This is a genomic window from Moheibacter stercoris (genome assembly GCF_040545805.1).
GTDB classification, from domain to species: Bacteria; Bacteroidota; Bacteroidia; order Flavobacteriales; family Weeksellaceae; genus Moheibacter; species Moheibacter stercoris.
In genome coordinates, this window is the sequence record NZ_JBEPMO010000006.1 from 121,073 (window position 1) to 142,462 (window position 21,390).

Sequence of the window (21,390 nt, forward strand, 5' to 3'; positions counted from 1 at the left end):
CATGAAACCCACCAAAAACGAAATAATTTTTATATATAATTCGGTCGATTATTTTCAAAAACTAATTAAAGATAAAGGATATCCTATTTTTGAACTTTATCCAAATGAGAATTTTAAAACACGCGTCTTAAAGAAACTATTTAAAAAACTTTCTATAAATGATTCCATTTTATTTGGCAATTGGACCAAACATCTAAAAAAGGCGAAAACAGTTGTTGTTTTTGCCACAGTTAATTTATATGTTTTAGAATTTATTAAAAAGCAAAATCCGAGTATTCAAATTATTTATTGGTATTGGAATCCTGCCTATAGAATTGGACGACCTACAGAAGCACTTCGCCAATTGGCTGATATTTGGACATTTGATGAAATCGACAAAGAGAATTATCAATTGAAATACAACAATACTTTTTATTTTGATGAAATAAATTCCAGCAATTCGCCAAAGGAATTTGACATTGTTTTTGTGGGACGAAACAAACACAGAAAAGAGAAGCTACTCGAACTAGAAACCTATTTCACTGAACATAATTATCGGAATTTCTTCCATATAGTCCCCAATCGGAATGAGGGAAATCCAGAAAAGATCAAGGAACTTTCGTATAAGGAATATTTAAATTTAATCAATCAATCAAAAGCGATATTAGATATTTCACCACCAAGTCAGGTAGGATTAACCCTTCGACCAATGGAGTCTTTGTTCCTTGAAATTAAATTGATAACCGACAATATTCACATCAAAAAGGAACCCTTTTATCATCCTTTAAACATATTCATCTTGGGAGAAGACAACTTGGATGGATTAAGGCATTTTTTAGATTCGCCCTATCAACCTATTTCACAAGAAATAAAAACTAAATATGATTTTGACACTTGGCTGGATCGAATGCTTGATCAAAAGGAATTTACGTATTAAGGTTTTTTCAGTAAAGTATATCCGAAACTAAAAGGAATAAGAAGAATTCCTAAAATTTTATTTGGCAAACTGTTTAATTTTTGGATGGATTTTTTCCAAGAATCTTTCAATAATTGTGAATACGTTAAATATCCTACCATATTTCTAAAATAGGCAATTGGATGCGTCCATTTTATCCCTTTATAGGAATTTACAAAAGACAAATACCCATCGCGTAAACCTTCATACGACGTAGGTTTTACCCGGTCTGCACTCATTGAATTTAAATCAGTTGAGTCGTAATAGTAAATCCTAACGATTTCATTAAAAAATCGGGTTTTCATTCCCTCACCATCATAAATTTGAAAGAATATTTTTTGAGGCGCATATTTTCCTTTATAAACTTCGAAATCAAATTTAGATAAGTATTTTAAATAGGGTTTTGTCAAAAACAACCCATTTTTATCCCCCTTTATCTTGTATTTATACCTCATTTCAAATACAGAACCGTCAAAACCATTTCCTGGAAATAAATCTCCAAAAAGTTTACCCTCTTCATCAATCGAATGACCGATCAAAGAAATGAATTCATCTGGATTTAACGAATTGGCTTCTTTAATCAAAATTTCCAAAGCCTTATCAGGATAAGCATCATCAGAATCCAATATAGCAAAATAATCGGTTTTCACCGATTGAATCGCTTTGAAAACGGTATAAAATTTCTTAGAATTTTCTTGTTTATAATACTGAATTGTTACAAGATTTTCTTTTTGAAATTCCTTGACAAGTTCTTCTGTTTGATCGGTAGATCCATCATCTGCAATCACCCATAAAAAGTCTTTAAACGTTTGATTTACGAGAGAATTATAGGCTCTTTTCAATGTATGAGCCCTATTATAGGTTGGTGTGATAATGGTTATTTTATATTTACTCATTTTTGTAAATATTGATTTTCAAACACTTGGCTTATTTGATGGTAAATTTTCGAATTATCAAATTTTTCAGGAACTGATTTCATTCCCTTTTTAAGATTTTCAATTAATTCTTGGTCGGTCATAAACCTTTTCATTCCTTCGTAAATTTCCTCCTCATCGAAATTCACCAAATAGCCATCAACTTCGTGATCAATCATTTCTGGTATGCCTCCCACATTGGTACTCAATATAGGAATTCCCAATCCCATCACTTCTCCAACAGTCAACGGATAAGACTCTGATCGGGATGGTAACACAAAAAAGTCTGATTGTGCTACATATGGATATGGATTTTTCTGGGTATCCAAAAGATTAAAAGTTTCTTCTACACCTGTTTCAATAGCCTGATTTTTCAGATTTTCCATTTCGTTTCCACCTCCAATTACAGCTATTGAATGTTTAAAACCTTCGTCCAACAAACGTTTGTGAACACGAATCAACGCATCATAACCTTTGCGGAAATGCAATCTTCCGATCGTCGAAAACACGGGGCGAATTGGATAATTGACTTCCATCAATTTGGATTTCTCCATTGCTTCTTGAAAGTTTATGACATTGTAAATCACTGAACTATTTGGATAAGTCACACCATACAAATCGGTAATCACTTGTCGAGTTTGTGCCGAGCCAAAAATCATCCAATCAAATTTCTTCATCAGATTGATTCTTTTCATCACTCGGTTCTGGTCTTTATCATAACTCACATCGGTATGAAACCAGCCAATTTTGCGGGACTTTTTATTGGGTGAATTCAAAATCCATTCGAATTCCGCATAGCCAGGAGCAACTTCAATATCGTAATCCTCTTTTAAAATTTGATTGTACAGAAAACTAGGAAATACTTCGTAAAATTTCAATTTCAACTTTCGCAAAACCAATTGAACTTTATGTAAAATTGGATTGACGCTAAAGTCTTCTCTTCCTTTTGCAATCCTTACCAAATGGATATGTTTCGGTATTTCGGTGCGAAGTTCGCCTTGGTACAAATTCAACATCAAAGTGATGTCAAATTTCTCTTTTGGTAAATTATTCAAAAGATCTAAAACCACACGCGGTACACCACCCATTTCGAGGGAACGCAATCGAAAAAGAACTTTTATTTTGGTTGGGTTGGTCATTTTATTCTATTTCGGCGCCTAAATTACGATATTGTTCTTTAAACTTATCGGCCCATTTCTTCCATTCCGTATATTGAACATCGGGATGATTGGCTTTTTCTAAAAAAGTTTGAATGTACTTGTCCGAAAAATCATTTGGATAATTTTCCATTGGATCCAACTCACCTTCCAACCAAGCTTTGTTCAAAATGAAATTCATACGGTTAACGTCTAAACGATAGCCATATTCATGATAGGAGCCAGTAGCCGAAGACTTGAAAGTGGTTTTTAAATATTCTTGATGGGTACGTGCAAAGATGGAGTTTTTGTTTTGATGATACCAAACCGCTGCATTACGCAATTGTTGTTTCTCATCCACTCTTCCTTTTGCATCTTTCCAAATGGCCAACCAATAATCTTTTCGATACAAACCCATCAAAATCGAATTAATCGCCCAATATTTTCTTTTGGTGGTATTGTCAACCCAACCAAATTTATAGAGCAGGGTAAAAAATTTATATTTATTGTACATGAACAAATCCATGATTAACTTATTTGCTGTAAATAATTTTTGAGGTTGCGCTTTGGTGATAAGGTGATTTAATTTTTCCAATTGCAAGTATTGATCATCGGTATAATTCCCAAGCCACCCCAATTTTAACAACGGAATATTATACTTCTGCATATTCTTTACCAACTCATCCAAATTCACTGGAGCTGTAAACCAAACGTCGTCTTCGATGACCAATACATAATCTGCTGCAGCTGCCACCGCTTGATACCATAAATCCGTCGGAATCTGAAATCCATCGATTTCAGTACCTTTTTCCAAGTTTTTTTCAATAGCCTTTACTTTTGCATCGTATTGTGAAGACTTCAGAAATTTGACTTTTGGATAAGCATCCTTCAATTTATTCAAGTATTTTTTGGGTGTGCCATCATCCAAAACCTTGATTTCGTATACTCCTTCTACATTTTGTAAAATAGATTTTAAGCAACGATCCAAGTAATGAGGACGATTAAACGATTTAATTACAATACTAATCATCTTAATTTTCTCATCAATTTTTTGAAAAATGTGTTTTCTTTCGTATAAATATAGCGAGGTAAATTATCGATTTCATTTATAGGCTTGCCATACAGCATATTTATTTTTCTTCTTTTACATGTATCCAAAAGCACCTGATGCCAATTTGAATTGAGTTTTAATTTCTTCGATTTATCTTGAGAAACACCTTTGTCATGAATACGATACAAATATTGAAATGAATTGATGAAATAAAAATCACCTTTTTCATACAACTTCAAATACAAATCTTGATCAACCGCCGATGTTAGGGAGGGATTAATCCCTTCGGTTAACTCGTAAATATCTTTTCGAAATGTAAAAAAATGTGCTACCTCAAAGTTAATATTAAAGAAATATTTCTGATCATTTTTGATTTTTTGAGTAAGAGTGAAATCTCCTATTTCAGTTGAACCTTCATTAATGAGTTTTATTTTTGAATAGGTCGTGATAATTTTTTCGTTATTATACTTAGCCACAGCCTCCTCTATTGCTTGAGGAAGCAATTCATCATCAGGGTCTAAAAAACCGCAAATTTCACCTTTTGCAAGCTCAACGCATCTTCGTTTGGTGAAGCCTACTTTTTTATTTTTTTCATTCTGTACCAAATGAATACGTGAATCATTTTGAGCCAATGTTAATAATTTTTCATAAGAATCATCTGTCGAATAATCATCAACAATTACAATTTCAAAATCTTGAAAGCTTTGCTTATTGATTGAAGCATAACACCTTTCAAAATAATTCCAATTATTATAGTGTGCGATTAAGAGAGAGAATTTCATATTCACATTTTTACTCTGCTACCAACTTATATTCTTCATAAACTTCTTGTAATTCATTCACGTCTAGCTGTGGTTTGATTTTAAATACATATAATGTTTTAGAGAATTCTACTATATCCATAAATTTTTCAAGAATAGAATATTCCGTTCTAATCGAATAATCATGAACACCAATAAATAATTCATCATTATCCAATTGATTAATAATAGCTTGTAAAGCACAGGCTACCCTAAATCTCCCATCAACCAAAATAAAATCATATTTCTCATCTTTATGCATTTCAAATATCTTCTTAGAAAAATCTTCAAATTTATCTTGATGGTCATCGTTTACCGGAAAACCCCAACTTTTCGTAGGTCCAATGTTGATATGAACTATTTTTAATCTGTGTGGAATGGATTGCTTTATAATTTTATACTTTTCTACAAAATTAATCCACTCAATATTCGTATCCACAGAAGTAATTTTTGCTTTAGAATTAATAAGAGTAAAAATCGTACTTCCTCCCAAACCAAATTCCAAGTAATTTTTTGAATTAGAAATATATCGTTTAAATAATTCCTTTTCTTCATCATACATGACAAAAGGATAAGAAGACGGGATTGATTTCTTTTGATTTAGATAAATCTTAATTCTCTTGAGGATTTTATTCATCAATATGGATTTAATTTTGTAGTTTAATTTATTTTAAGTTATCGTTATCGCAATATCAATTCCTGTTTATTAACAATAACCGAATTCGCTGGTACATCTTTGTAAACCACACATCCTGCCCCCAGAATTACATTATCGCCAATCGTTACCCCTTTCAGGATAATGCAGTTAGCACCGGTCCAAACATTATTTCCAAGTTTTACAGGAGCGGTATTGAATTCTGTTTTAGAAACAGAGAAAGGTGCTTTTGTGTATTGATGATTGTGGTCGAAAATTTTAAGTCCCTCTCCAAGAATACAGTTTTCTCCAATCTCTACTTTCTCCAAACAAGCAATGGTTGCTCTTGTGATGTATGTGTCTTTACCAATAAATAATTTTCCGCCTTTTTTTACGGAAATATTATTGGATTCGTTAATGGAGACGCCTTCAGAAATCTGAAATTCCGCATCCTTAGAAATATCCAGATAATTATTAATCCCTAGTTTAAAACTCTTATGAATATTGCTTTTCGGATTTTGATGAAATAGCTTCATATCATTTACTTTGCTGTACTTATCCTGCAATAATTTGAATTTTGAAAAAAAGAAAGCCAATAAAGAATTCATAAGTTGCTATTTTAAACAAAAATATTAATTTAAACTTTACTTTTGCAGTATTAAAACAACAAATGAAAGAAATCGTTTCAGTTTTCCGAACTTTTATGGCTTATCTGGTTAGGCCACATCTTTATCCAGAACTTGGAAGAAAAATTTATAAGAATATTTTCGATAGAAAATCGGCATTTAAAGGCAAAGAAGAAGCTGAGAAATGGTGTAGCGACCGTGCAGTTTCACAGGAAGAGGCATTAAAAGAATTGGGTATAAACGATATTGAAAAACTGGAAAATCTATTCCCGGAGTATTTTGAGTTTGCCAAGAATGCTGAAGCTAATTGCCCTATAAAAATGGGTGGTGCGGGTGCGTTGGATTTGATTTACAATTTATGTGAATACACCCAAGCCAAAAACACCTTGGAAACAGGTGTTGCTTTTGGATGGTCTTCTCTTGCAGCTTTGCTTTCAATCTCCAAAAGAAATGGAACTCTATATAGTTCTGACATGCCTTATTTGGGTAGGGACAATGATGTTTACGTAGGTTGTGTTGTTCCTGATAATTTGAGAAAAAATTGGAAATTGTTTCGATTTGCCGACCGTGAATCTTTACCAAAAATCTTCAAAGAACAACAAGAATTTGACTTTGTTCATTATGATAGTGATAAATCCTATAACGGTAGAATGTGGGCTTACGATATTTTATGGAATAAAGTACGTAAAGGTGGAATTTTCATGAGTGACGATATTGGTGACAATGCGGCTTTTATGGATTATTGTGTGAATAATAAACGTGAACCTATCATTGTGGAATTTGATGGGAAATATGCAGGATTAATTTTAAAGTAATAATCAAAATCCAATCATTTCTTAAATTTACAAAATGAAAATTCTCATCACAGGAACCGCAGGATTTATCGGTAGTCATTTAGCCAATAAATTAATTGCAAGAGGCGACGAAATTGTTGGATTGGATTCCATCAATGATTATTACGACATCCGAGTAAAATATGGTCGATTGGAAAGATCTGGAATTCTTCAAGATAAAATCCACTACAATAAAATGATTCAGAGTTCTAAATTTTCCAACTATAAATTCATCCAATTAAATTTGGAAGACAAAGCAAATTTAGAAGCTTTATTTACAGCTGAGAAATTTGATAAAGTCATCAATCTAGCGGCTCAAGCAGGTGTACGTTATTCTCTTACAAATCCTGATGCCTATATTGATGCAAATATCGTCGGATTTTTAAATATTTTGGAGTGCTGTCGCCACCACAACATCAAGCATTTGACTTATGCAAGTAGTTCTAGTGTTTACGGTTTGAACGAAGCACAACCATTTTCTACAAAAGACAATGTTGACCATCCGATGAGTTTATATGCTGCAAGTAAAAAATCCAATGAATTGATGGCACATACCTATAGCCATTTATTCAAAATTCCTACAACTGGATTACGATTTTTTACGGTATATGGACCTTGGGGAAGACCTGATATGGCTTTGTTCTTATTTACAAAAGCCATTTTTGAAGACAAACCAATCGACGTTTTCAACAATGGAAATATGCAACGTGATTTTACTTATATCGATGATATTGTAGAAGGTATAACCCGAGTAAACGATAATCCGCCAAAGGAAAATCCAAATTGGGATCCTAATTCTGATGATGCATCTGTTTCGTCAGCACCTTATAAAATTTACAATATTGGAAATAACAATCCGGTTAAGTTGATGGATTTCATCACGGCTTTGGAAAATAAAATTGGTAAAACTGCTGAGAAAAAATTTCTCCCTTTACAAGCTGGAGATGTCCCTTCAACTTATGCAGATGTTTCAGATTTAATTCGCGATTTAGATTACAAACCCGAAACTTCCATTCAAGAAGGTATTGATCAATTTGTAGATTGGTACAAAGAATTTTTTGAAATAAAAGACTAATTCATTTTTCCCTTTGAGATGCAACCATTAGTTTCCGTCAATATTCCTGTTTTTAAATGCGAAGATTTTATAGTTCGTTGTTTGGATTCTGTCAAAAATCAGACCTATCAAAATCTAGAAATCATATTGGTCAATGATTGTACTCCTGACAATTCTGTTGTTTTAATTGAAAAATATCAAACTAAACATCCAGATTTAAATTTGGTACTTTACCACAATGAGACCAATCAAGGATTGTCCGTTGTAAGAAACAAAGCCATAGAAAAATCTACTGGAAAGTATATTTATATGTTGGATAGTGATGATTTTATAACACCAAATTGTATAGAGGAATTAGTCAAAATTTCAGAAGAATCTCAATCAGATATTACAGTTGGAGAAACGATTTGTTGGGATTCAAAAGATGGGAAAGAAAAAATATTATTTCCGATTAGAGCCTCTGGAAATTCAATTGAGGGTAATGATCTAATTTTTGAGAGATTTATCGAAGGTGATTGGCCAATTATAGGTCCCAATAAATTGTATAACCGGGAATGGATACTCACCAATAACTTAAAATTTATTCCTGGACTTTATTCTCAAGACGAGCTATGGGCATTTCATTGTGCTTTTAAACTTAACAAAATATCGTTCTATAAGAAAAAAACTTACATTTATTACCTTCACGGAGCTTCGACTATTTTTAATAAAAAGAAAATTAATTTTGAAAATCACCAAACCATTGTAGAATGGTTTACCAAGGCTTACAATGAAACTACTCCATTTCGCCAAAAACTAATTAAAAAGAAGTTGATCAATTTTAAAGAAACTAGCTTACAAATGCAATGGAGATCTTTGCGCGACGATGTTACCTATTGGAAACAAAACTACAAACGTTTGAAAAAAGCACCGAAGCTTACATTTCTTGATTACTTCTCTTCGGATTTTGATATTCAATTGAAAAAAAAGAACTTCCTTCAAAACCTTCCGACCGAATTAGGGTATCGTCTATTTAAATGGCGATATGAAAGATAATTTTTGAATTATTCAAAAAACAATTTCTTTAAATTTCTGTATTTCCACCATTCCTTTTTCATCGTTGGTCGTTCCACGAAAATGAAGAAAATCGCGGAAATTACTCCAATGACGATTAAGATGAATACCAATCTTAACGTAAAATCGGCAAATACATTTTCCATAAAGATTTTCCCTTGCATAAATTTATCGAGCACCATATACATAACCCTTTGGTGCAACATATATATCGTATAATACATTCCACCGATGATATAAACTAGTGGAATCGATAGAAACTTTTTCAAATAAATGGATGAACCTGTTATGGTTAAAATTAGCAACAAATAAATCAAGTCAATTCCATACGGTCGGAATCCATTCCAAAATAAAATAACAGAAGCGATGCATACTACATCAATCCAAATAGATGGTTTAATTTGATCTTTGTATTCTAAATACAAGTCCGCAGCTAAAAATCCTACAATAAAATAGGACAGATAATTAATGAGTGTGATAACTTCTAATGGGATTATAGGATAATAAAAATTTCCATATAAAGATAAATGCAAAAAGTATGATCCTTCTTGGAATTCGATCCAATTTAAAAAATCAACGCAAATAAAGGTGCCAATAAATAAAATTGAATTTCAACTTCTAAAGACCAAAACACCGGATTTAATACTGGAAAAGCATCCTAAATAATATTGTGTAAATAGAAGAACGAAGCTAGATAATGCGGCAATAATTCAGCAAAACCTCCCTTATCGGCAAATAAAATATTCAAGATAAATAAGAGTGTTAAGACGATGATATAAGGTGGTTCCAAACGTGTAATCCTTCGAAATAAATAGGATTTTAATTTCACTTTATTACCTCCATATGCATATTGTTTGACAAAAGGTAATCCCAAAATAAATCCAGAAATTCCAAAAAACAACATTACTCCACTAAAACTACTACCAAATAAAAACTCCACGATTGGTTTGATAGGATTTGGAATTTCGGTTACGCGATCTTCATAATAAGTCATAAAATGACTCAAAACCACCGCCATAATCGCAAAAAAACGAAGTCCATCTATATAAGGTATAAAGTTTCCGGTTGCTGTTACACGTTTTAATAGTTTCATAGAGTACTATTTGTAATGATTCAGAATCAAGTTTTTTAAATATTTTTCTGAAGTTTCATGCTCAAAATAATTATTTAACCCTTGTAAATCAATCGAATAACTTTCCCCTTGGTTCAAATAGATTTTCTGAGCGTTCAAACCTAATTCCCGTTCGAAAGCTTCCACCACTTCTTGAATCGAAAAGTTTCTCAAATAAGCAATATTGTAAATTTTATTGAGTTCTTTTTCATTCAAAATCCAGAGTACCAACTTGGCAACATCTTGCACATCGATCAAGTTTCTTTTGGCATTTTGGTGAATGGTGATTTCATCTTGATTCAAAATAGATCGATAGATGTAATTCATCAATAAATTAGGATTCCCACCCTTCCCTACTGCATTGCTAACTCGAGCAATCAAATAACGATTGGATATAGTAGAAACAATGTGTTCCATAGCCAATTTATGATTCACATAAGGACTATCATTTTTGGAGGAATCGTAAATACTACAAGTGCTGAAATAGACAAAAATTTTGGATGGATTTTCCTCTAAAGTTTTGCGAAGTAAATTTTCTTCTCGTAAAAATTGTTCAGGATCTTTTTCCAAGGAATTGGAAACACCTGATGCGAAAAAAACTACATCATCGCGATCAGCTTCTCTAAAAGCATTGGCAATCAATCCATTTCCAATTATCATAGATATTTAAAATTTAGGTTGTGTTATGATGCGCAAATCTACAATTTTAGAATTTAATCTTTTACAATTTCATAGTACCTTTGCCTATCAAGAATTCAAAGATTGAAGAAGTTTTCGAAAAAGTTAAATGTTCAATTGATTGCTGAAGTTTTCAAAGCTTATGGGATTGAACATATCGTCTTGTCTCCAGGCTCAAGAAATGGTGCTTTGTCCACGCATTTCACCCATCATCCCGATTTTAAAACTTATAGCATTGTGGACGAACGTTCCGCAGGATTTGTCGCTTTGGGAATGGCGCAACAACTTCAAAAACCTGTTGTGGTTTGTTGTACATCGGGTTCGGCTCTGGTGAATTATTATCCGGCAGTAACCGAAGCATTCTATCAAAATGTTCCTTTAATCCTTTTATCAGCAGATCGACCAATTCATTTGGTCGATAATTTTGATGGCCAAACCATTCGCCAAAAAGATGCTTTGAGCTTGCATTCGTATCACAATACGCAATTGGACGAAGATGAATCAACCGAAACCTTGATGGACAATTTGAATTTGATCAAAAAAGCCATCATCAGTTGCTTTCAGAATTCTGGTCCGATTCACATCAATATGCCTTTTTCGGAACCTTTGTACGAATTTCAAGAAAGTTTGGATATTCAATTTGACGAATTCAATGCCTCAACCGAATCCAAAGATAAAATCGAAATTGATTACGAGGAATTAGCAGAAAAATGGAACAATTCTTCCAAAAAATTAGTGCTTGTTGGAATGCAATTTCCTAACGAAGAATTGAATGATTGGATGGAAAAATTAGCCGAAGATGATTCAGTAATCTTGATGACGGAAACAACTTCAAATCTCCATTCGAAACGATTTTTCAATAAGATTGATTCGGTTATTTATTCGATGGAGGAAATGGAATTGGAAAATCTTAGACCCGAAATTCTTTTAACCATCGGACAAAATGTGGTTTCAAAAAAAGTAAAATCGTTCATCCGAAATCATCAACCAGAATTTCATTGGCATCTTGATCCTTATTGGCATCCCGATACGTTTCAATGTTTGACAAACAAAATCAAATCAGAATCATTGGCATTCTTGAAAAATTTCGTTCCGAAGATTCAATCGCAAAATTCCACTTACTATACAAATTGGAATTCGATTCGAATCGAAAAAGAAACCAAACAAAAAGAATTTGCCGAAATAACTAGGTTTTCAGATTTCAAAGCAATTGAAAAATTAATTGAAACATTTCCAGAAAATAGCCAAGTCCAATACAGCAATTCATCAGTCATTCGATACGCGCAATTATTTGACCACCGAAAAGATGTAGAAATTTTCTGCAATCGCGGAACAAGTGGTATCGACGGATGTACTTCAACGGCTGCTGGAGCAAGTTTGGTTAACCATAAACAGACTATTTTGGTTACGGGCGACATCAGTTTCTTTTATGACAGCAATGGTTTGTGGAACAATTATATTCCAAGCAATTTCCGAATTATTTTGATCAATAACGGCGGTGGAAATATTTTCAAAATCATTCCTGGTCCAGATCAATCGGGGGTTGTGGAATCGGTTTTTGAAACACGTCATCATCTAAAAGCCAATCATTTGGCAGCAATGTATGGTTTTGATTATGTGGAAATTCAATCGATGGAAAAATTAACTGAGGAACTTTCCAAATTCTACATAGAATCAGGCAAACCCAAAATCATGGAAATCAACACTTCTGATATTCAGAATGCTGAAATCATGCGGGAATATTTCAAAATTTAAAGGATTCGTGTTGCTTTCACAAAGCGTTTGTTCCAATAAGTTTCTTCTAGTGAACTAATGATAACACCTTTGGAAGTTGAAGAATGAATGAAAAAGATTTCGCCATTTTTAACGGTTTCGACAATTCCAACGTGACTAATGGAAGATCCTGAAGTATTGAAAAAGACCAAATCACCTTCTTTGACTTCGCGTAAACGAATTTCTTTTCCCAAATTGGCTTGTTCTCTTGAAATACGAGGCATCTTCACACCGATTGCATCAAAGGAATTAAATACCAACCCCGAACAATCCAAACCAGTTTTGGTTGTTCCTCCATATTTATAAGGAGTTCCCAAAAACTTTTTGGCTTCTTTTAAAACAGTAGAAACTTCTTTTTTAAGAGACGAATTTTTAGAGTTATCCACTTTCGTCACCCGATTATTGGCTTGCGAAGATTTATACGTAACTCTTTTGGTTGAATGACAAGAAGATAATACAATGATTCCCAAAAATAAAATGCAAAATGTAGAAAATTTCATACTCCAACTTCTTTGTTTCAATCAAAAATATAACGGAAAATCGAGGTTTTTGGTATTTTTCAACAAAATAATCAACAGGTTTTCCATAAATTAAGATTTCCTAGAAATTTAGTACGAAATGAAATTTTAAAAATTTGCACGCATTTTTGTCAAACAAAACACTAAATCCTATATCTTTAGCTAAGTATTTTATTAATTCCTTTCCGCATGAAACAACTTTATATTCTATCTTTAGGTATCTTATTTCTGGCTTGTAAAAATGAAAACAAAGCAGAAGCTCCAGTCGTTCAAAAAGAAGAAATTCCAGTAGAATTGATTCAAGAAAATGCCGAAAATGGTAAAAAATGGTTGGAAAAATCCATTGTTGGACATTTCTCCAATGACAATCCACCCATGATCATGATGACAACTCCCGACTATTATGAATTTAAAATCGATGCATTAAATGCCGATTTGGGTTTGCCAGGAAGCATAACCAAAGATGAATTTACAGCAAAATGGAAAGATAAATTTGACTTGAGTCGGGAGGATGTATATGATGGATTCTTGATTCCAGCACAAGATTTTGGTAAAATCAAAGTAGGATCGGTGGAATTTGAGAAAAACTTATCAGATACATTGGTATACAATGTTTTGATCAATGATGAACAATTTGGCGTATCCTATCAATCCATCATTCATTTAATTCCAATCGAAAAAGGATTTCAGATTGCCGATCAATTTAACAAGCGATAAATAACCTATAAATAAAAAGCAGATGATAACCCCATCTGCTTTTTTTATCCTTTTATAATTTCTTGCAATAATTGTTTGGCTCGTAATAATCGAACCTTGACATTGGCCAAAGACAAATCCAATTCCTCCGCAATTTCCTTATAGGTTTTATCCTCTAAATAACGAAGTTCAATTATTCTTTTGTATTCTGGTTTTAATTTCGAAATCCATTTCACAACAGCATCATTGTCCTGTTTCAAAATCAAAGATTCTTCTGGAGTAGGCAAATCTTCTTCAATTTCGAATGTATAATGCTCGTCATCCAAAGAAATTTTCAAAACAGATGACTTTCTGATATGATCAATCATGGTATTATGGGCAATCGATAATATCCAAGTTTTAAAATCAAAATCCTCATTGTACAATTTCAATTTCGCAAAAACCTTAGTAAAAGTCTCAATTGCGATGTCTTCCGATTCGTTTTCGTGTTGAATTTTTGAGTAGATATAACCATATACGGTAGACCAAAACAAGTCCATCAAGACGTTTTGAGCTTGCCTTTTCCCTTTTTTGGCATCTGCAATAATATTTTGAAGTTTCTGCAAATTCAATGATTTCGTATAATTCTTAAAAATAAGGAATTAACCCAATAGTTTTGCTGCTTCCTTAGAAAAATACGTAAAAATCATATCGGCACCCGCGCGTTTGAACGCTGTTAAACTTTCCAACATCACTTTATCGTGATCCAACCAACCATTTGCTGAGGCTGCTTTGATCATCGCATATTCACCACTCACTTGAAAAACTGAAACCGGAATGTTATAATTGTCTTTAACCAATTTAACAATGTCCAAATAGGCCATTCCTGGTTTTACCATCACGATATCAGCTCCTTCCATTATGTCCGCTTCCACTTCTCGAAGTGCTTCCTGAGCATTGTGATAATCCATCTGATAGGTTTTCTTATCTTTTGGAATGTTAACCGAATCAACAGGTGCGGAATTCAAGGCGTCACGGAAAGGTCCATAAAAGGAACTTGCATATTTGGCTGCATAGGAAATGATTCCAACGTTGTGAAATCCATTTTCTTCCAAACCTTCACGCAATGCACCAATTCTACCATCCATCATATCAGAAGGTGCTAGAATATCTGCTCCAGCCTCCGCTTGGCTTATACCCATTTTCACCAAAGCCTCAACCGTTGGATCATTTAAAATTTCACCATTTTCCACAATCCCATCATGCCCGTAAATGGAATATGGATCAAGTGCAACGTCTGGCATCACAATCATTTCTGGAACAGCATCTTTGATCGCCCGTATCGTTTGTTGCATCAATCCATTTGGATTCCAAGCTTCTTTTCCTGTATTGTCTTTTAAAGAAGAATCAACTTTCACATACACATTGACAGCTTTGATGCCCAAATTCCAAATTTCCTTGACTTCTTTAATCGTATTGTCCAAGGATTGACGATAAATTCCAGGCATAGAAGAAATTTCCTCCTTGAAATTTTTTCCTTCTGCAACAAAAATCGGTAAAACAAAATCATGAGGAGTTAAATGAGACTCTCTAATCAAACTTCTGATGGATTCATTTTTTCTAAGCCTTCTATGACGATCGTATGGAAACATGATTCTAAATATTTTTTGCAAAGGTACATATCCGAATTTATTTAGGATAAAATATTTGTCATGCTATGATTTCACTCAATTTTCTTAACAAAGATTTGACAGAATTTTAATAGAAATTGGGAGATTCCTACAAGTTTCACACAGTTTTTATTCCTAACTTGTACAAACTAAATAACAATTAAAAATAATTAAAAATATGAGCAACGAAAATCTAATGAAATGGCCAGAATTTAAACCTCAATATCCGAATTATATTGATGGAAAGTGGACAGCTCCAGTATTGGGGAAATATTTTGATAACATTTCACCTCTAACAGGAAAAGTGTATACGCAAGCGGCGCATTCATCTAAAGAAGATTTAGAATTGGCAGTAAACGCTGCACATGAAGCCTTCAAAACTTGGGGCAAAACTTCAGCTACCGAAAGAAGTATTATTCTAAACAAAATTGCTGATCGTATGGAAGAAAACTTGCAATACATTGCTCAAGTTGAAACCATTGATAATGGAAAAGCAATTCGGGAAACCTTGAATGCTGATATTCCTTTGGCAATCGATCACTTCCGATATTTTGCAGGCATTATTCGTGCCGAAGAAGGTTCTCATGTCGAATTGGATGAACATACCGTTTCTTTAATTGTTCATGAACCAATTGGCGTTGTTGCACAAATTATTCCTTGGAACTTCCCAATTCTTATGGCCGTATGGAAATTAGCTCCCGCTTTGGCGGCCGGAAATACGGTGGTTTTAAAACCTGCTGAAAGTACGCCAACATCGATTATGGTTTTGATGGAAATCATTGGGGATTTACTTCCTCCTGGAGTTGTCAACATCGTGAATGGATTTGGAGCCGAATTAGGTCGATCTTTGGTCACCAATCCAAAAGTTTCCAAAGCTGCATTTACAGGTTCTACACCAACAGGAAGATTGGTGATGCAATATGCAACTGAAAACATCATTCCGGTAACCTTAGAGTTAGGTGGAAAATCTCCCAACGTATTTTTCAATTCGGTGATGGATCATGACGACGAATTTTTAGATAAGGCAGTTGAAGGTGCTGTTTTATTTGCGTTCAACCAAGGTGAAATTTGTACTTGTCCATCTCGATTATTGATTCAAGAAGATATTTATGAAGCTTTCATTGAAAAAGTAATCGCAAGAGTTGAGGCAATAAAAGTTGGAAATCCGCTAGACCCAACCGTAATGATGGGTGCTCAAGCTTCCAAAATTCAATATGATAAAATCGAAAATTACATCAAGCTTGGAAAAGAAGAAGGAGCTGTTGTTTTAACAGGAGGAGATGTGAATCGTTTGGAAGGTGAATTGGCAGAAGGATATTACATCAAACCAACCCTATTCAAAGGCCATAACAAAATGAGAATTTTCCAAGAAGAAATTTTTGGACCTGTTCTAGCGGTTACAACTTTTAAAACAGTTGAAGAGGCCATTGAAATTGCTAATGATACGTTGTATGGTTTAGGAGCAGGAGTTTGGACCAGAGATGCACATGAATTGTACCAAGTTCCAAGAGCCATTCAAGCAGGACGTGTATGGGTAAACAATTACCATGCGTATCCGGCTGGTGCTCCATTTGGCGGATATAAACAATCGGGAATCGGACGAGAAAATCACAAAATGATGTTGGCCCATTATCGTCAAACCAAAAACATGTTGATTTCGTACAACAAAAACAAATTAGGATTCTTTTAAATCCTAACCAATACAGAGGGCAAAGGCATTTTTGCCCTCTTTCATTTAAAAAATTAAAAATATGGTCAATCGAATTGATGCAACCCAAAAAGCAAAAGATTTAATCCAAGATCTCAAATCCAAACATGGTGACTTGATGTTTTACCAGGCCGGTGGTTGTTGTGAAGGAACCCAACCTCAATGTTTTGAAAAAGGCGGATTTTTTCCTCGTATGAATGATGTGATGATTGGCGAAGTGGAGAATTCAGAATTTTGGGTAGACAAAGATTTATTTGAATATTGGAAATACAGCCATTTTGAATTGGATGTGTTGGACGGATTTGGTGCAGGCGGATTTTCATTGGAAACTCCCTTAGGAAAAACCTTTAAAATCAATTATCGATTGTTTACAGAAGAAGAATTAGCTGAATTAGTTCCTCTAAAATTAATGGATTGATAATTTTTGGATGAAATTATTTCATCTATGCAATGATTCAAAATTCAACTCAAAACAATTTTCTATTTTTGCAGCATGCGAATAGATATAATCACCGTTTTACCTGAACTTTTAACAAGCCCGTTTGAAGCATCCATTTTGAAACGAGCTCAAGAAAAAGGATTGGTTGAAGTCCATTTTCACAATCTTCGTGAATTCACCGTTGGAAATTACAAACAAGTTGATGATTACCAATATGGAGGCGGAGCTGGAATGGTTATGATGATTGAACCTATTGATAAATGCATTTCTAGTCTTCAAGCAGAAAGATCTTATGATGAAATCATTTATTTAACGCCTGATGGTGAAACATTGAACCAACGTATCGCCAACGAACTTTCCTTAAAAGGCAATATCATCATGCTATGCGGTCACTACAAAGGGGTTGATCAACGCGTAAGAGATTTATTTATAACAAGAGAAATTTCGATAGGAGATTTTGTCTTAAGTGGTGGTGAATTGGCAGCGGCAGTTCTGGCCGATAGCATCATCCGTTTATTGCCTGGCGTTCTGGGTGATGAGACTTCTGCCCTTACCGATTCTTTTCAAGATCAATTGTTGGCTCCCGAAGTGTATACGCGTCCTGCTGAATACAAAGGCTTAAAAGTTCCTGAGATCCTTTTGTCTGGCGATTTTGGTAAAATTGAAGAATGGCGCCACCAGAATGCTTTGGACAGAACGCAAAAAAGAAGACCCGATTTACTTGAAAATCAATAATAATATGTAACTTTCTGAAATTAACACCTATAAGACGCAACCTTTTCGTCGATTTTGCATCTATAGGTAAAAGTTAATCTCATGAAAAATTTAAAGTGGATCGTCGGTTTATTTTTGTTTGCGCCTTTTGCGCTACACTCCTGTTTAGATGATGAGAATACTCAGAATGTCACCTATCATTATAAAGGTATTGATAGTGTTAAAATTGGAGAGGTAAATCCAGCTCGTCAAATAACTGAAATTACAACCTATTTTACGAAAGTAAGTTCATGCGAAGAATTTTTCGATTATGAATACCAAGGCTTAGGAAATGAGCGAACTGTAACAATGGTTACCTATCGTGTTCAAACATCATGTACGCAAGGAACTTCAGTAGATTCAACCGTTCTACGTTTTAAACCAGACTTACCTGGAAATTATACTTTTCGATTCTGGAATCATAATGATGAGTCCAACAATCCTGTATTCATTATCCAAGAAGTTTTAATTCCTTAAGAATTTGCCATTGGATGAGAATCTAAAAAATATTATCCTTCAATGCCAAAATAATCAACCAAAGGCACAAGCAGAATTGTATCAATACTTTTCTGCTAGCTTGTTTTCTGTATGTTTGAGATATACCGATAATAAGGAGGATGCCAAAGATTGTTTTCAAGATGGATTTATTATGATTTTCAACAAAATCAATCAGTTTCGTTTCGAAGGTTCTTTTGAAGGATGGATGAGACGAATCATGGTAAATGGTTGTTTGGAAAAATACCGAAATCGAAATCATCTGTATGTCGTAAATGAAGAAATTACAGCAGATGAATCATCTGATTTACTAGAATATGAAGATGAAATTGAAGAACATTCCTATGAACAATTGTTGGAATACGTTCGTCAACTTCCAGATCGATATCGACAGGTTTTCAATTTATACGCCATTGAAAACTATAGCCACCAAGAAATAGCCAATATGCTTAATATATCTGTTGGAACTTCTAAATCCAATTTATCAAGAGCCAAAGAGAAGCTAAAAGAATTATTAAAAAAAAATAGCGAGATGAAAGTCTTGTCAAAATGAGTATGAAAATAAATCATTATTTCAAAAAACGTTTAGATATACCTCAAGAGCCGCCGGTTGATTCTTGGGAGTATATTCAACAGCGCATTCCGAACAAACAAGAAAAAAGAAAACCATTTATTCCAATTTGGTTATTTGCTTCTGGGATTGCTGCAAGTTTGGCCTTGATTGGAGGTTCTGTTTACCTTTTGAATCAAGACTTTTCCAATGGAAATGCAGGTACGACGATAAACAATTCATCCTCTACAACCAATACTACTTTGGTAAAGTCCGATGTCAATTCAGTTGAAAATCAAGATAATAATTTTAATACGTTATCTCAAGATGAATTTGAGTTGAACAACAGTTTAGAAAATTCTAACAAACTACCATTCAATTCAGTAAACCAATCAACATATTCTCTAAATAATCATTCAAACTATGGTATAAATTCTACTTCTTTTGCCAACCATAATTCTTCAAATTCTTACTCTTCAGATTCACCATTTGGTCGACAAAATGAATCAGAATCAGTTGAAGTATCTCAAACTTTGGATCTTGAAAAAGAAAATTTTCTAGCACAATCTTTACCTGATTGGACACCTGAATATGCAGATTCCAATCAAGTTTTGAAAACGATTTTGGAAGAAGCCAAATTACTTGAAAAACAGGAAAATTTAGTGGCGAAAAATCAACCATCAGAAAACAAAAAGAAACCAATTCTTAAAAAGAAAGTCGAATTTGATCGCTTTTATGTAGCTGGATTTATTTCACCTATGGCCTTGAATACATTTGTTGGAAACTCCATGCTCGCCGACCAAATGAGTCAATACAAAACAGAAAACAATGTTTTATTGGCGTATGGTATGAAAGGTGGATATGCAATTAGTCCACGTGTCAAACTGAGAACAGGTGTTTCTGTTATTGGATTTGAACAAATTACCAAAGATGTTCCTTTGTCTTATCAAATTGAAGGAAGTGAAAACGTTGCCTCTCATTTGTCAAATAATATTAAATACAATGGAAATTTGCGTATTGAACCTTTTGTTTCTACTGTAAATCAGGATCTTACCAACACGACAGGATCGGGAGATATTCAACAACAATCGCAATATATTGAAATTCCGATTGAAGCAGAAGTAGCTTTATTCAAAACCAATTCTATAGGTATTAGCGCAACTGGTGGTGGAAGTACTTGGTTATTGTCCAAAAATAAAATCATCGCTCATACAGATGACTTTACACAAGAATTAGGAAAAGCTAAAAACTTGAATAACACTTCTTTTAGTGCGAATGCGGGATTGAAATTTGATATGAACTTGACTGAAAATATTCAATTAAACGTAGAGCCTACCTTTAAATACTTAATCAATCCAGTCAATGACATCAAAAATTACAATCCATATACCGTAGGTGTCAATGCTGGAGTAAGCGTTTCGTTTAAATAGGTGTTTATTTGATTATTTTTTCATCGACCAACACTCGTTCTATAAAGGTTCGAAGAACATCCATATGGCCTTTGGCAATACGTTGACCAATTTTCGCTGCGATAAATGGTCCAACAATTAACAATGCGCCCAATAGATTGGTCCATACCCAATAATGACCAATTCCAAGAGCTAATTCAACCCAGCCATAGAGCCCTGTAGTTAAAATGATGGCTCCGCCTAGACCATAAGAAAACATAAACAATGTCCAAATGGAAGAATTTGGACCAAACATACCACGAATGGTATTTTTTCCTTTTTTATGAGGATTCGCTTCAATACGAATTTGCAATTGAGGAGCCCAAAACTTTTCCTTATCCTTGATAAGTCTCACCATGCCTACTTCATGATTACAATATCCAATCAATGTTTGGTTGCGATCTTTAATATGCTTATGAAGACTTTTGGAAAATTCTTCTGCACTCATTTTGGTATCCACTTTAAAACGTGGACGTGTCCGAATCGCCTCTACGACAATCTCCTTTTTCATGCAGTAAATATTAGGATGTTTCGTTA

General features: G+C 33.8%; 25 protein-coding genes. 12 read left to right on the forward strand and 13 right to left on the reverse strand.

Annotated features, from left to right (window positions below):
* Position 1 precedes the first annotated feature (1 nt).
* The gene (locus ABID46_RS06985) at positions 2-916 is read left to right on the forward strand and encodes a WaaS/CpsH family glycosyltransferase (RefSeq protein WP_354508456.1); all 915 of its coding nucleotides are present in this window, start codon (positions 2-4) and stop codon (positions 914-916) included.
* Here ABID46_RS06985 and ABID46_RS06990 read toward each other — a convergent pair.
* From ABID46_RS06990 to ABID46_RS07015, 6 genes are read right to left on the reverse strand one after another with little or no spacing between them, the layout of a single operon-like run.
* A complete protein-coding gene (locus tag ABID46_RS06990; protein WP_354508458.1) occupies positions 913-1,830 on the reverse strand; it encodes a glycosyltransferase family A protein in 918 nt (305 codons plus the stop codon). The genes ABID46_RS06985 and ABID46_RS06990 overlap by 4 nt on opposite strands.
* The gene (locus ABID46_RS06995) at positions 1,827-2,987 is read right to left on the reverse strand and encodes a glycosyltransferase (protein ID WP_354508460.1); all 1,161 of its coding nucleotides are present in this window, start codon (positions 2,985-2,987) and stop codon (positions 1,827-1,829) included. Before ABID46_RS06995 ends, ABID46_RS06990 begins: the two co-directional genes overlap by 4 nt.
* 1 nt (position 2,988) lies before the next feature.
* Positions 2,989-4,014 (reverse strand): glycosyltransferase family 2 protein, encoded by a 1,026-nt coding sequence (locus tag ABID46_RS07000; protein WP_354508462.1) that lies wholly within the window; start codon positions 4,012-4,014, stop codon positions 2,989-2,991.
* Positions 4,011-4,817 (reverse strand): glycosyltransferase family 2 protein, encoded by an 807-nt coding sequence (locus tag ABID46_RS07005; RefSeq protein WP_354508522.1) that lies wholly within the window; start codon positions 4,815-4,817, stop codon positions 4,011-4,013. Before ABID46_RS07005 ends, ABID46_RS07000 begins: the two co-directional genes overlap by 4 nt.
* A gap of 10 nt (positions 4,818-4,827) precedes the next feature.
* The gene (locus ABID46_RS07010; protein WP_354508464.1) at positions 4,828-5,472 is read right to left on the reverse strand and encodes a hypothetical protein; all 645 of its coding nucleotides are present in this window, start codon (positions 5,470-5,472) and stop codon (positions 4,828-4,830) included.
* 44 nt (positions 5,473-5,516) lie between these two features.
* Positions 5,517-6,077, reverse strand: a complete 561-nt coding sequence (locus tag ABID46_RS07015) for an acyltransferase (protein WP_354508466.1) — start codon at positions 6,075-6,077, stop codon at positions 5,517-5,519.
* A 62-nt stretch (positions 6,078-6,139) separates the two neighbouring features.
* On the opposite strand from ABID46_RS07015, the gene ABID46_RS07020 reads away from it, so the two are divergent.
* Genes ABID46_RS07020 through ABID46_RS07030 form a run of 3 tightly spaced genes read left to right on the forward strand, consistent with a single transcriptional unit; the run spans position 6,140 to position 9,017 of the window.
* Positions 6,140-6,910, forward strand: a complete 771-nt coding sequence (locus ABID46_RS07020) for an O-methyltransferase (RefSeq protein WP_354508467.1) — start codon at positions 6,140-6,142, stop codon at positions 6,908-6,910.
* 34 nt (positions 6,911-6,944) lie between these two features.
* Positions 6,945-8,003: an NAD-dependent epimerase gene (locus ABID46_RS07025; RefSeq protein ID WP_354508469.1), complete on the forward strand. Its 1,059-nt coding sequence runs from the start codon at positions 6,945-6,947 to the stop codon at positions 8,001-8,003.
* 18 nt (positions 8,004-8,021) lie between these two features.
* Positions 8,022-9,017 (forward strand): glycosyltransferase family 2 protein, encoded by a 996-nt coding sequence (locus ABID46_RS07030; RefSeq protein WP_354508471.1) that lies wholly within the window; start codon positions 8,022-8,024, stop codon positions 9,015-9,017.
* An 8-nt stretch (positions 9,018-9,025) separates the two neighbouring features.
* On the opposite strand, the gene ABID46_RS07035 is transcribed toward ABID46_RS07030, so the two are convergent.
* The 3 genes from ABID46_RS07035 to ABID46_RS07045 form a co-directional block, all read right to left on the reverse strand.
* Positions 9,026-9,568, reverse strand: a complete 543-nt coding sequence (locus ABID46_RS07035; RefSeq protein ID WP_354508473.1) for a hypothetical protein — start codon at positions 9,566-9,568, stop codon at positions 9,026-9,028.
* 125 nt (positions 9,569-9,693) lie between these two features.
* On the reverse strand, positions 9,694-10,128 hold the full coding sequence (locus ABID46_RS07040) for an acyltransferase family protein (protein ID WP_354508475.1): 435 nt from the start codon (positions 10,126-10,128) through the stop codon (positions 9,694-9,696).
* A gap of 6 nt (positions 10,129-10,134) precedes the next feature.
* The gene (locus tag ABID46_RS07045) at positions 10,135-10,806 is read right to left on the reverse strand and encodes an NAD-dependent epimerase/dehydratase family protein (protein WP_354508476.1); all 672 of its coding nucleotides are present in this window, start codon (positions 10,804-10,806) and stop codon (positions 10,135-10,137) included.
* Between the two features lie 102 nt (positions 10,807-10,908).
* Here ABID46_RS07045 and menD point away from each other — a divergent pair, with 102 nt between their 5' ends.
* Positions 10,909-12,579: a 2-succinyl-5-enolpyruvyl-6-hydroxy-3-cyclohexene-1-carboxylic-acid synthase gene (gene menD / locus ABID46_RS07050; protein ID WP_354508478.1), complete on the forward strand. Its 1,671-nt coding sequence runs from the start codon at positions 10,909-10,911 to the stop codon at positions 12,577-12,579.
* On the opposite strand, the gene ABID46_RS07055 is transcribed toward menD, so the two are convergent.
* A complete protein-coding gene (locus ABID46_RS07055; protein WP_354508480.1) occupies positions 12,576-13,097 on the reverse strand; it encodes a C40 family peptidase in 522 nt (173 codons plus the stop codon). The genes menD and ABID46_RS07055 overlap by 4 nt on opposite strands.
* Positions 13,098-13,304: 207 nt before the next feature.
* On the opposite strand from ABID46_RS07055, the gene ABID46_RS07060 reads away from it, so the two are divergent.
* On the forward strand, positions 13,305-13,832 hold the full coding sequence (locus tag ABID46_RS07060) for a hypothetical protein (protein ID WP_354508482.1): 528 nt from the start codon (positions 13,305-13,307) through the stop codon (positions 13,830-13,832).
* Between the two features lie 44 nt (positions 13,833-13,876).
* On the opposite strand, the gene ABID46_RS07065 is transcribed toward ABID46_RS07060, so the two are convergent.
* The gene (locus ABID46_RS07065; protein WP_354508484.1) at positions 13,877-14,416 is read right to left on the reverse strand and encodes an RNA polymerase sigma factor; all 540 of its coding nucleotides are present in this window, start codon (positions 14,414-14,416) and stop codon (positions 13,877-13,879) included.
* 36 nt (positions 14,417-14,452) lie between these two features.
* The gene (hemB, locus tag ABID46_RS07070) at positions 14,453-15,442 is read right to left on the reverse strand and encodes a porphobilinogen synthase (RefSeq protein WP_354508486.1); all 990 of its coding nucleotides are present in this window, start codon (positions 15,440-15,442) and stop codon (positions 14,453-14,455) included.
* Positions 15,443-15,638: 196 nt separating this feature from the next.
* Between hemB and ABID46_RS07075 the strand changes: the two genes are divergently transcribed.
* The 6 genes from ABID46_RS07075 to ABID46_RS07100 all read left to right on the forward strand — a co-directional run bounded on the left by ABID46_RS07075 (position 15,639) and on the right by ABID46_RS07100 (position 20,835).
* Entirely contained in the window at positions 15,639-17,150 is a 1,512-nt protein-coding gene (locus ABID46_RS07075) for an aldehyde dehydrogenase family protein (protein WP_354508488.1), read from the forward strand.
* A gap of 61 nt (positions 17,151-17,211) precedes the next feature.
* Entirely contained in the window at positions 17,212-17,586 is a 375-nt protein-coding gene (locus ABID46_RS07080; protein ID WP_354508490.1) for a DUF779 domain-containing protein, read from the forward strand.
* A 75-nt stretch (positions 17,587-17,661) separates the two neighbouring features.
* The gene (gene trmD / locus ABID46_RS07085; protein ID WP_354508491.1) at positions 17,662-18,342 is read left to right on the forward strand and encodes a tRNA (guanosine(37)-N1)-methyltransferase TrmD; all 681 of its coding nucleotides are present in this window, start codon (positions 17,662-17,664) and stop codon (positions 18,340-18,342) included.
* 81 nt (positions 18,343-18,423) lie between these two features.
* Positions 18,424-18,837, forward strand: coding sequence for a hypothetical protein (locus tag ABID46_RS07090; protein ID WP_354508493.1), 414 nt, complete (start codon positions 18,424-18,426; stop codon positions 18,835-18,837).
* Positions 18,838-18,847: 10 nt separating this feature from the next.
* A complete protein-coding gene (locus ABID46_RS07095) occupies positions 18,848-19,408 on the forward strand; it encodes an RNA polymerase sigma factor (RefSeq protein WP_354508495.1) in 561 nt (186 codons plus the stop codon).
* 2 nt (positions 19,409-19,410) lie between these two features.
* Positions 19,411-20,835: a hypothetical protein gene (locus tag ABID46_RS07100; protein WP_354508497.1), complete on the forward strand. Its 1,425-nt coding sequence runs from the start codon at positions 19,411-19,413 to the stop codon at positions 20,833-20,835.
* A gap of 4 nt (positions 20,836-20,839) precedes the next feature.
* On the opposite strand, the gene ABID46_RS07105 is transcribed toward ABID46_RS07100, so the two are convergent.
* On the reverse strand, positions 20,840-21,364 hold the full coding sequence (locus ABID46_RS07105) for a hypothetical protein (RefSeq protein ID WP_354508499.1): 525 nt from the start codon (positions 21,362-21,364) through the stop codon (positions 20,840-20,842).
* Positions 21,365-21,390 lie beyond the last annotated feature (26 nt).

Excerpts from the sequence above, each read along its gene's own strand:
- ABID46_RS06985 (WP_354508456.1), top strand. The coding sequence starts at position 2 with ATGAAACCCACCAAAAACGAAATAATTTTTATATATAATTCGGTCGAT.
- ABID46_RS06990 (WP_354508458.1), bottom strand. The coding sequence starts at position 1,830 with ATGAGTAAATATAAAATAACCATTATCACACCAACCTATAATAGGGCT.
- ABID46_RS06995 (WP_354508460.1), bottom strand. The coding sequence starts at position 2,987 with ATGACCAACCCAACCAAAATAAAAGTTCTTTTTCGATTGCGTTCCCTC.
- ABID46_RS07000 (WP_354508462.1), bottom strand. The coding sequence starts at position 4,014 with ATGATTAGTATTGTAATTAAATCGTTTAATCGTCCTCATTACTTGGAT.
- ABID46_RS07005 (WP_354508522.1), bottom strand. The coding sequence starts at position 4,817 with ATGAAATTCTCTCTCTTAATCGCACACTATAATAATTGGAATTATTTT.
- ABID46_RS07010 (WP_354508464.1), bottom strand. The coding sequence starts at position 5,472 with ATGAATAAAATCCTCAAGAGAATTAAGATTTATCTAAATCAAAAGAAA.
- ABID46_RS07015 (WP_354508466.1), bottom strand. The coding sequence starts at position 6,077 with ATGAATTCTTTATTGGCTTTCTTTTTTTCAAAATTCAAATTATTGCAG.
- ABID46_RS07020 (WP_354508467.1), top strand. The coding sequence starts at position 6,140 with ATGAAAGAAATCGTTTCAGTTTTCCGAACTTTTATGGCTTATCTGGTT.
- ABID46_RS07025 (WP_354508469.1), top strand. The coding sequence starts at position 6,945 with ATGAAAATTCTCATCACAGGAACCGCAGGATTTATCGGTAGTCATTTA.
- ABID46_RS07030 (WP_354508471.1), top strand. The coding sequence starts at position 8,022 with ATGCAACCATTAGTTTCCGTCAATATTCCTGTTTTTAAATGCGAAGAT.
- ABID46_RS07040 (WP_354508475.1), bottom strand. The coding sequence starts at position 10,128 with ATGAAACTATTAAAACGTGTAACAGCAACCGGAAACTTTATACCTTAT.
- ABID46_RS07045 (WP_354508476.1), bottom strand. The coding sequence starts at position 10,806 with ATGATAATTGGAAATGGATTGATTGCCAATGCTTTTAGAGAAGCTGAT.
- ABID46_RS07055 (WP_354508480.1), bottom strand. The coding sequence starts at position 13,097 with ATGAAATTTTCTACATTTTGCATTTTATTTTTGGGAATCATTGTATTA.
- ABID46_RS07060 (WP_354508482.1), top strand. The coding sequence starts at position 13,305 with ATGAAACAACTTTATATTCTATCTTTAGGTATCTTATTTCTGGCTTGT.
- hemB (WP_354508486.1), bottom strand. The coding sequence starts at position 15,442 with ATGTTTCCATACGATCGTCATAGAAGGCTTAGAAAAAATGAATCCATC.
- ABID46_RS07075 (WP_354508488.1), top strand. The coding sequence starts at position 15,639 with ATGAGCAACGAAAATCTAATGAAATGGCCAGAATTTAAACCTCAATAT.
- ABID46_RS07080 (WP_354508490.1), top strand. The coding sequence starts at position 17,212 with ATGGTCAATCGAATTGATGCAACCCAAAAAGCAAAAGATTTAATCCAA.
- trmD (WP_354508491.1), top strand. The coding sequence starts at position 17,662 with ATGCGAATAGATATAATCACCGTTTTACCTGAACTTTTAACAAGCCCG.
- ABID46_RS07090 (WP_354508493.1), top strand. The coding sequence starts at position 18,424 with ATGAAAAATTTAAAGTGGATCGTCGGTTTATTTTTGTTTGCGCCTTTT.
- ABID46_RS07100 (WP_354508497.1), top strand. The coding sequence starts at position 19,411 with ATGAAAATAAATCATTATTTCAAAAAACGTTTAGATATACCTCAAGAG.
- ABID46_RS07105 (WP_354508499.1), bottom strand. The coding sequence starts at position 21,364 with ATGAAAAAGGAGATTGTCGTAGAGGCGATTCGGACACGTCCACGTTTT.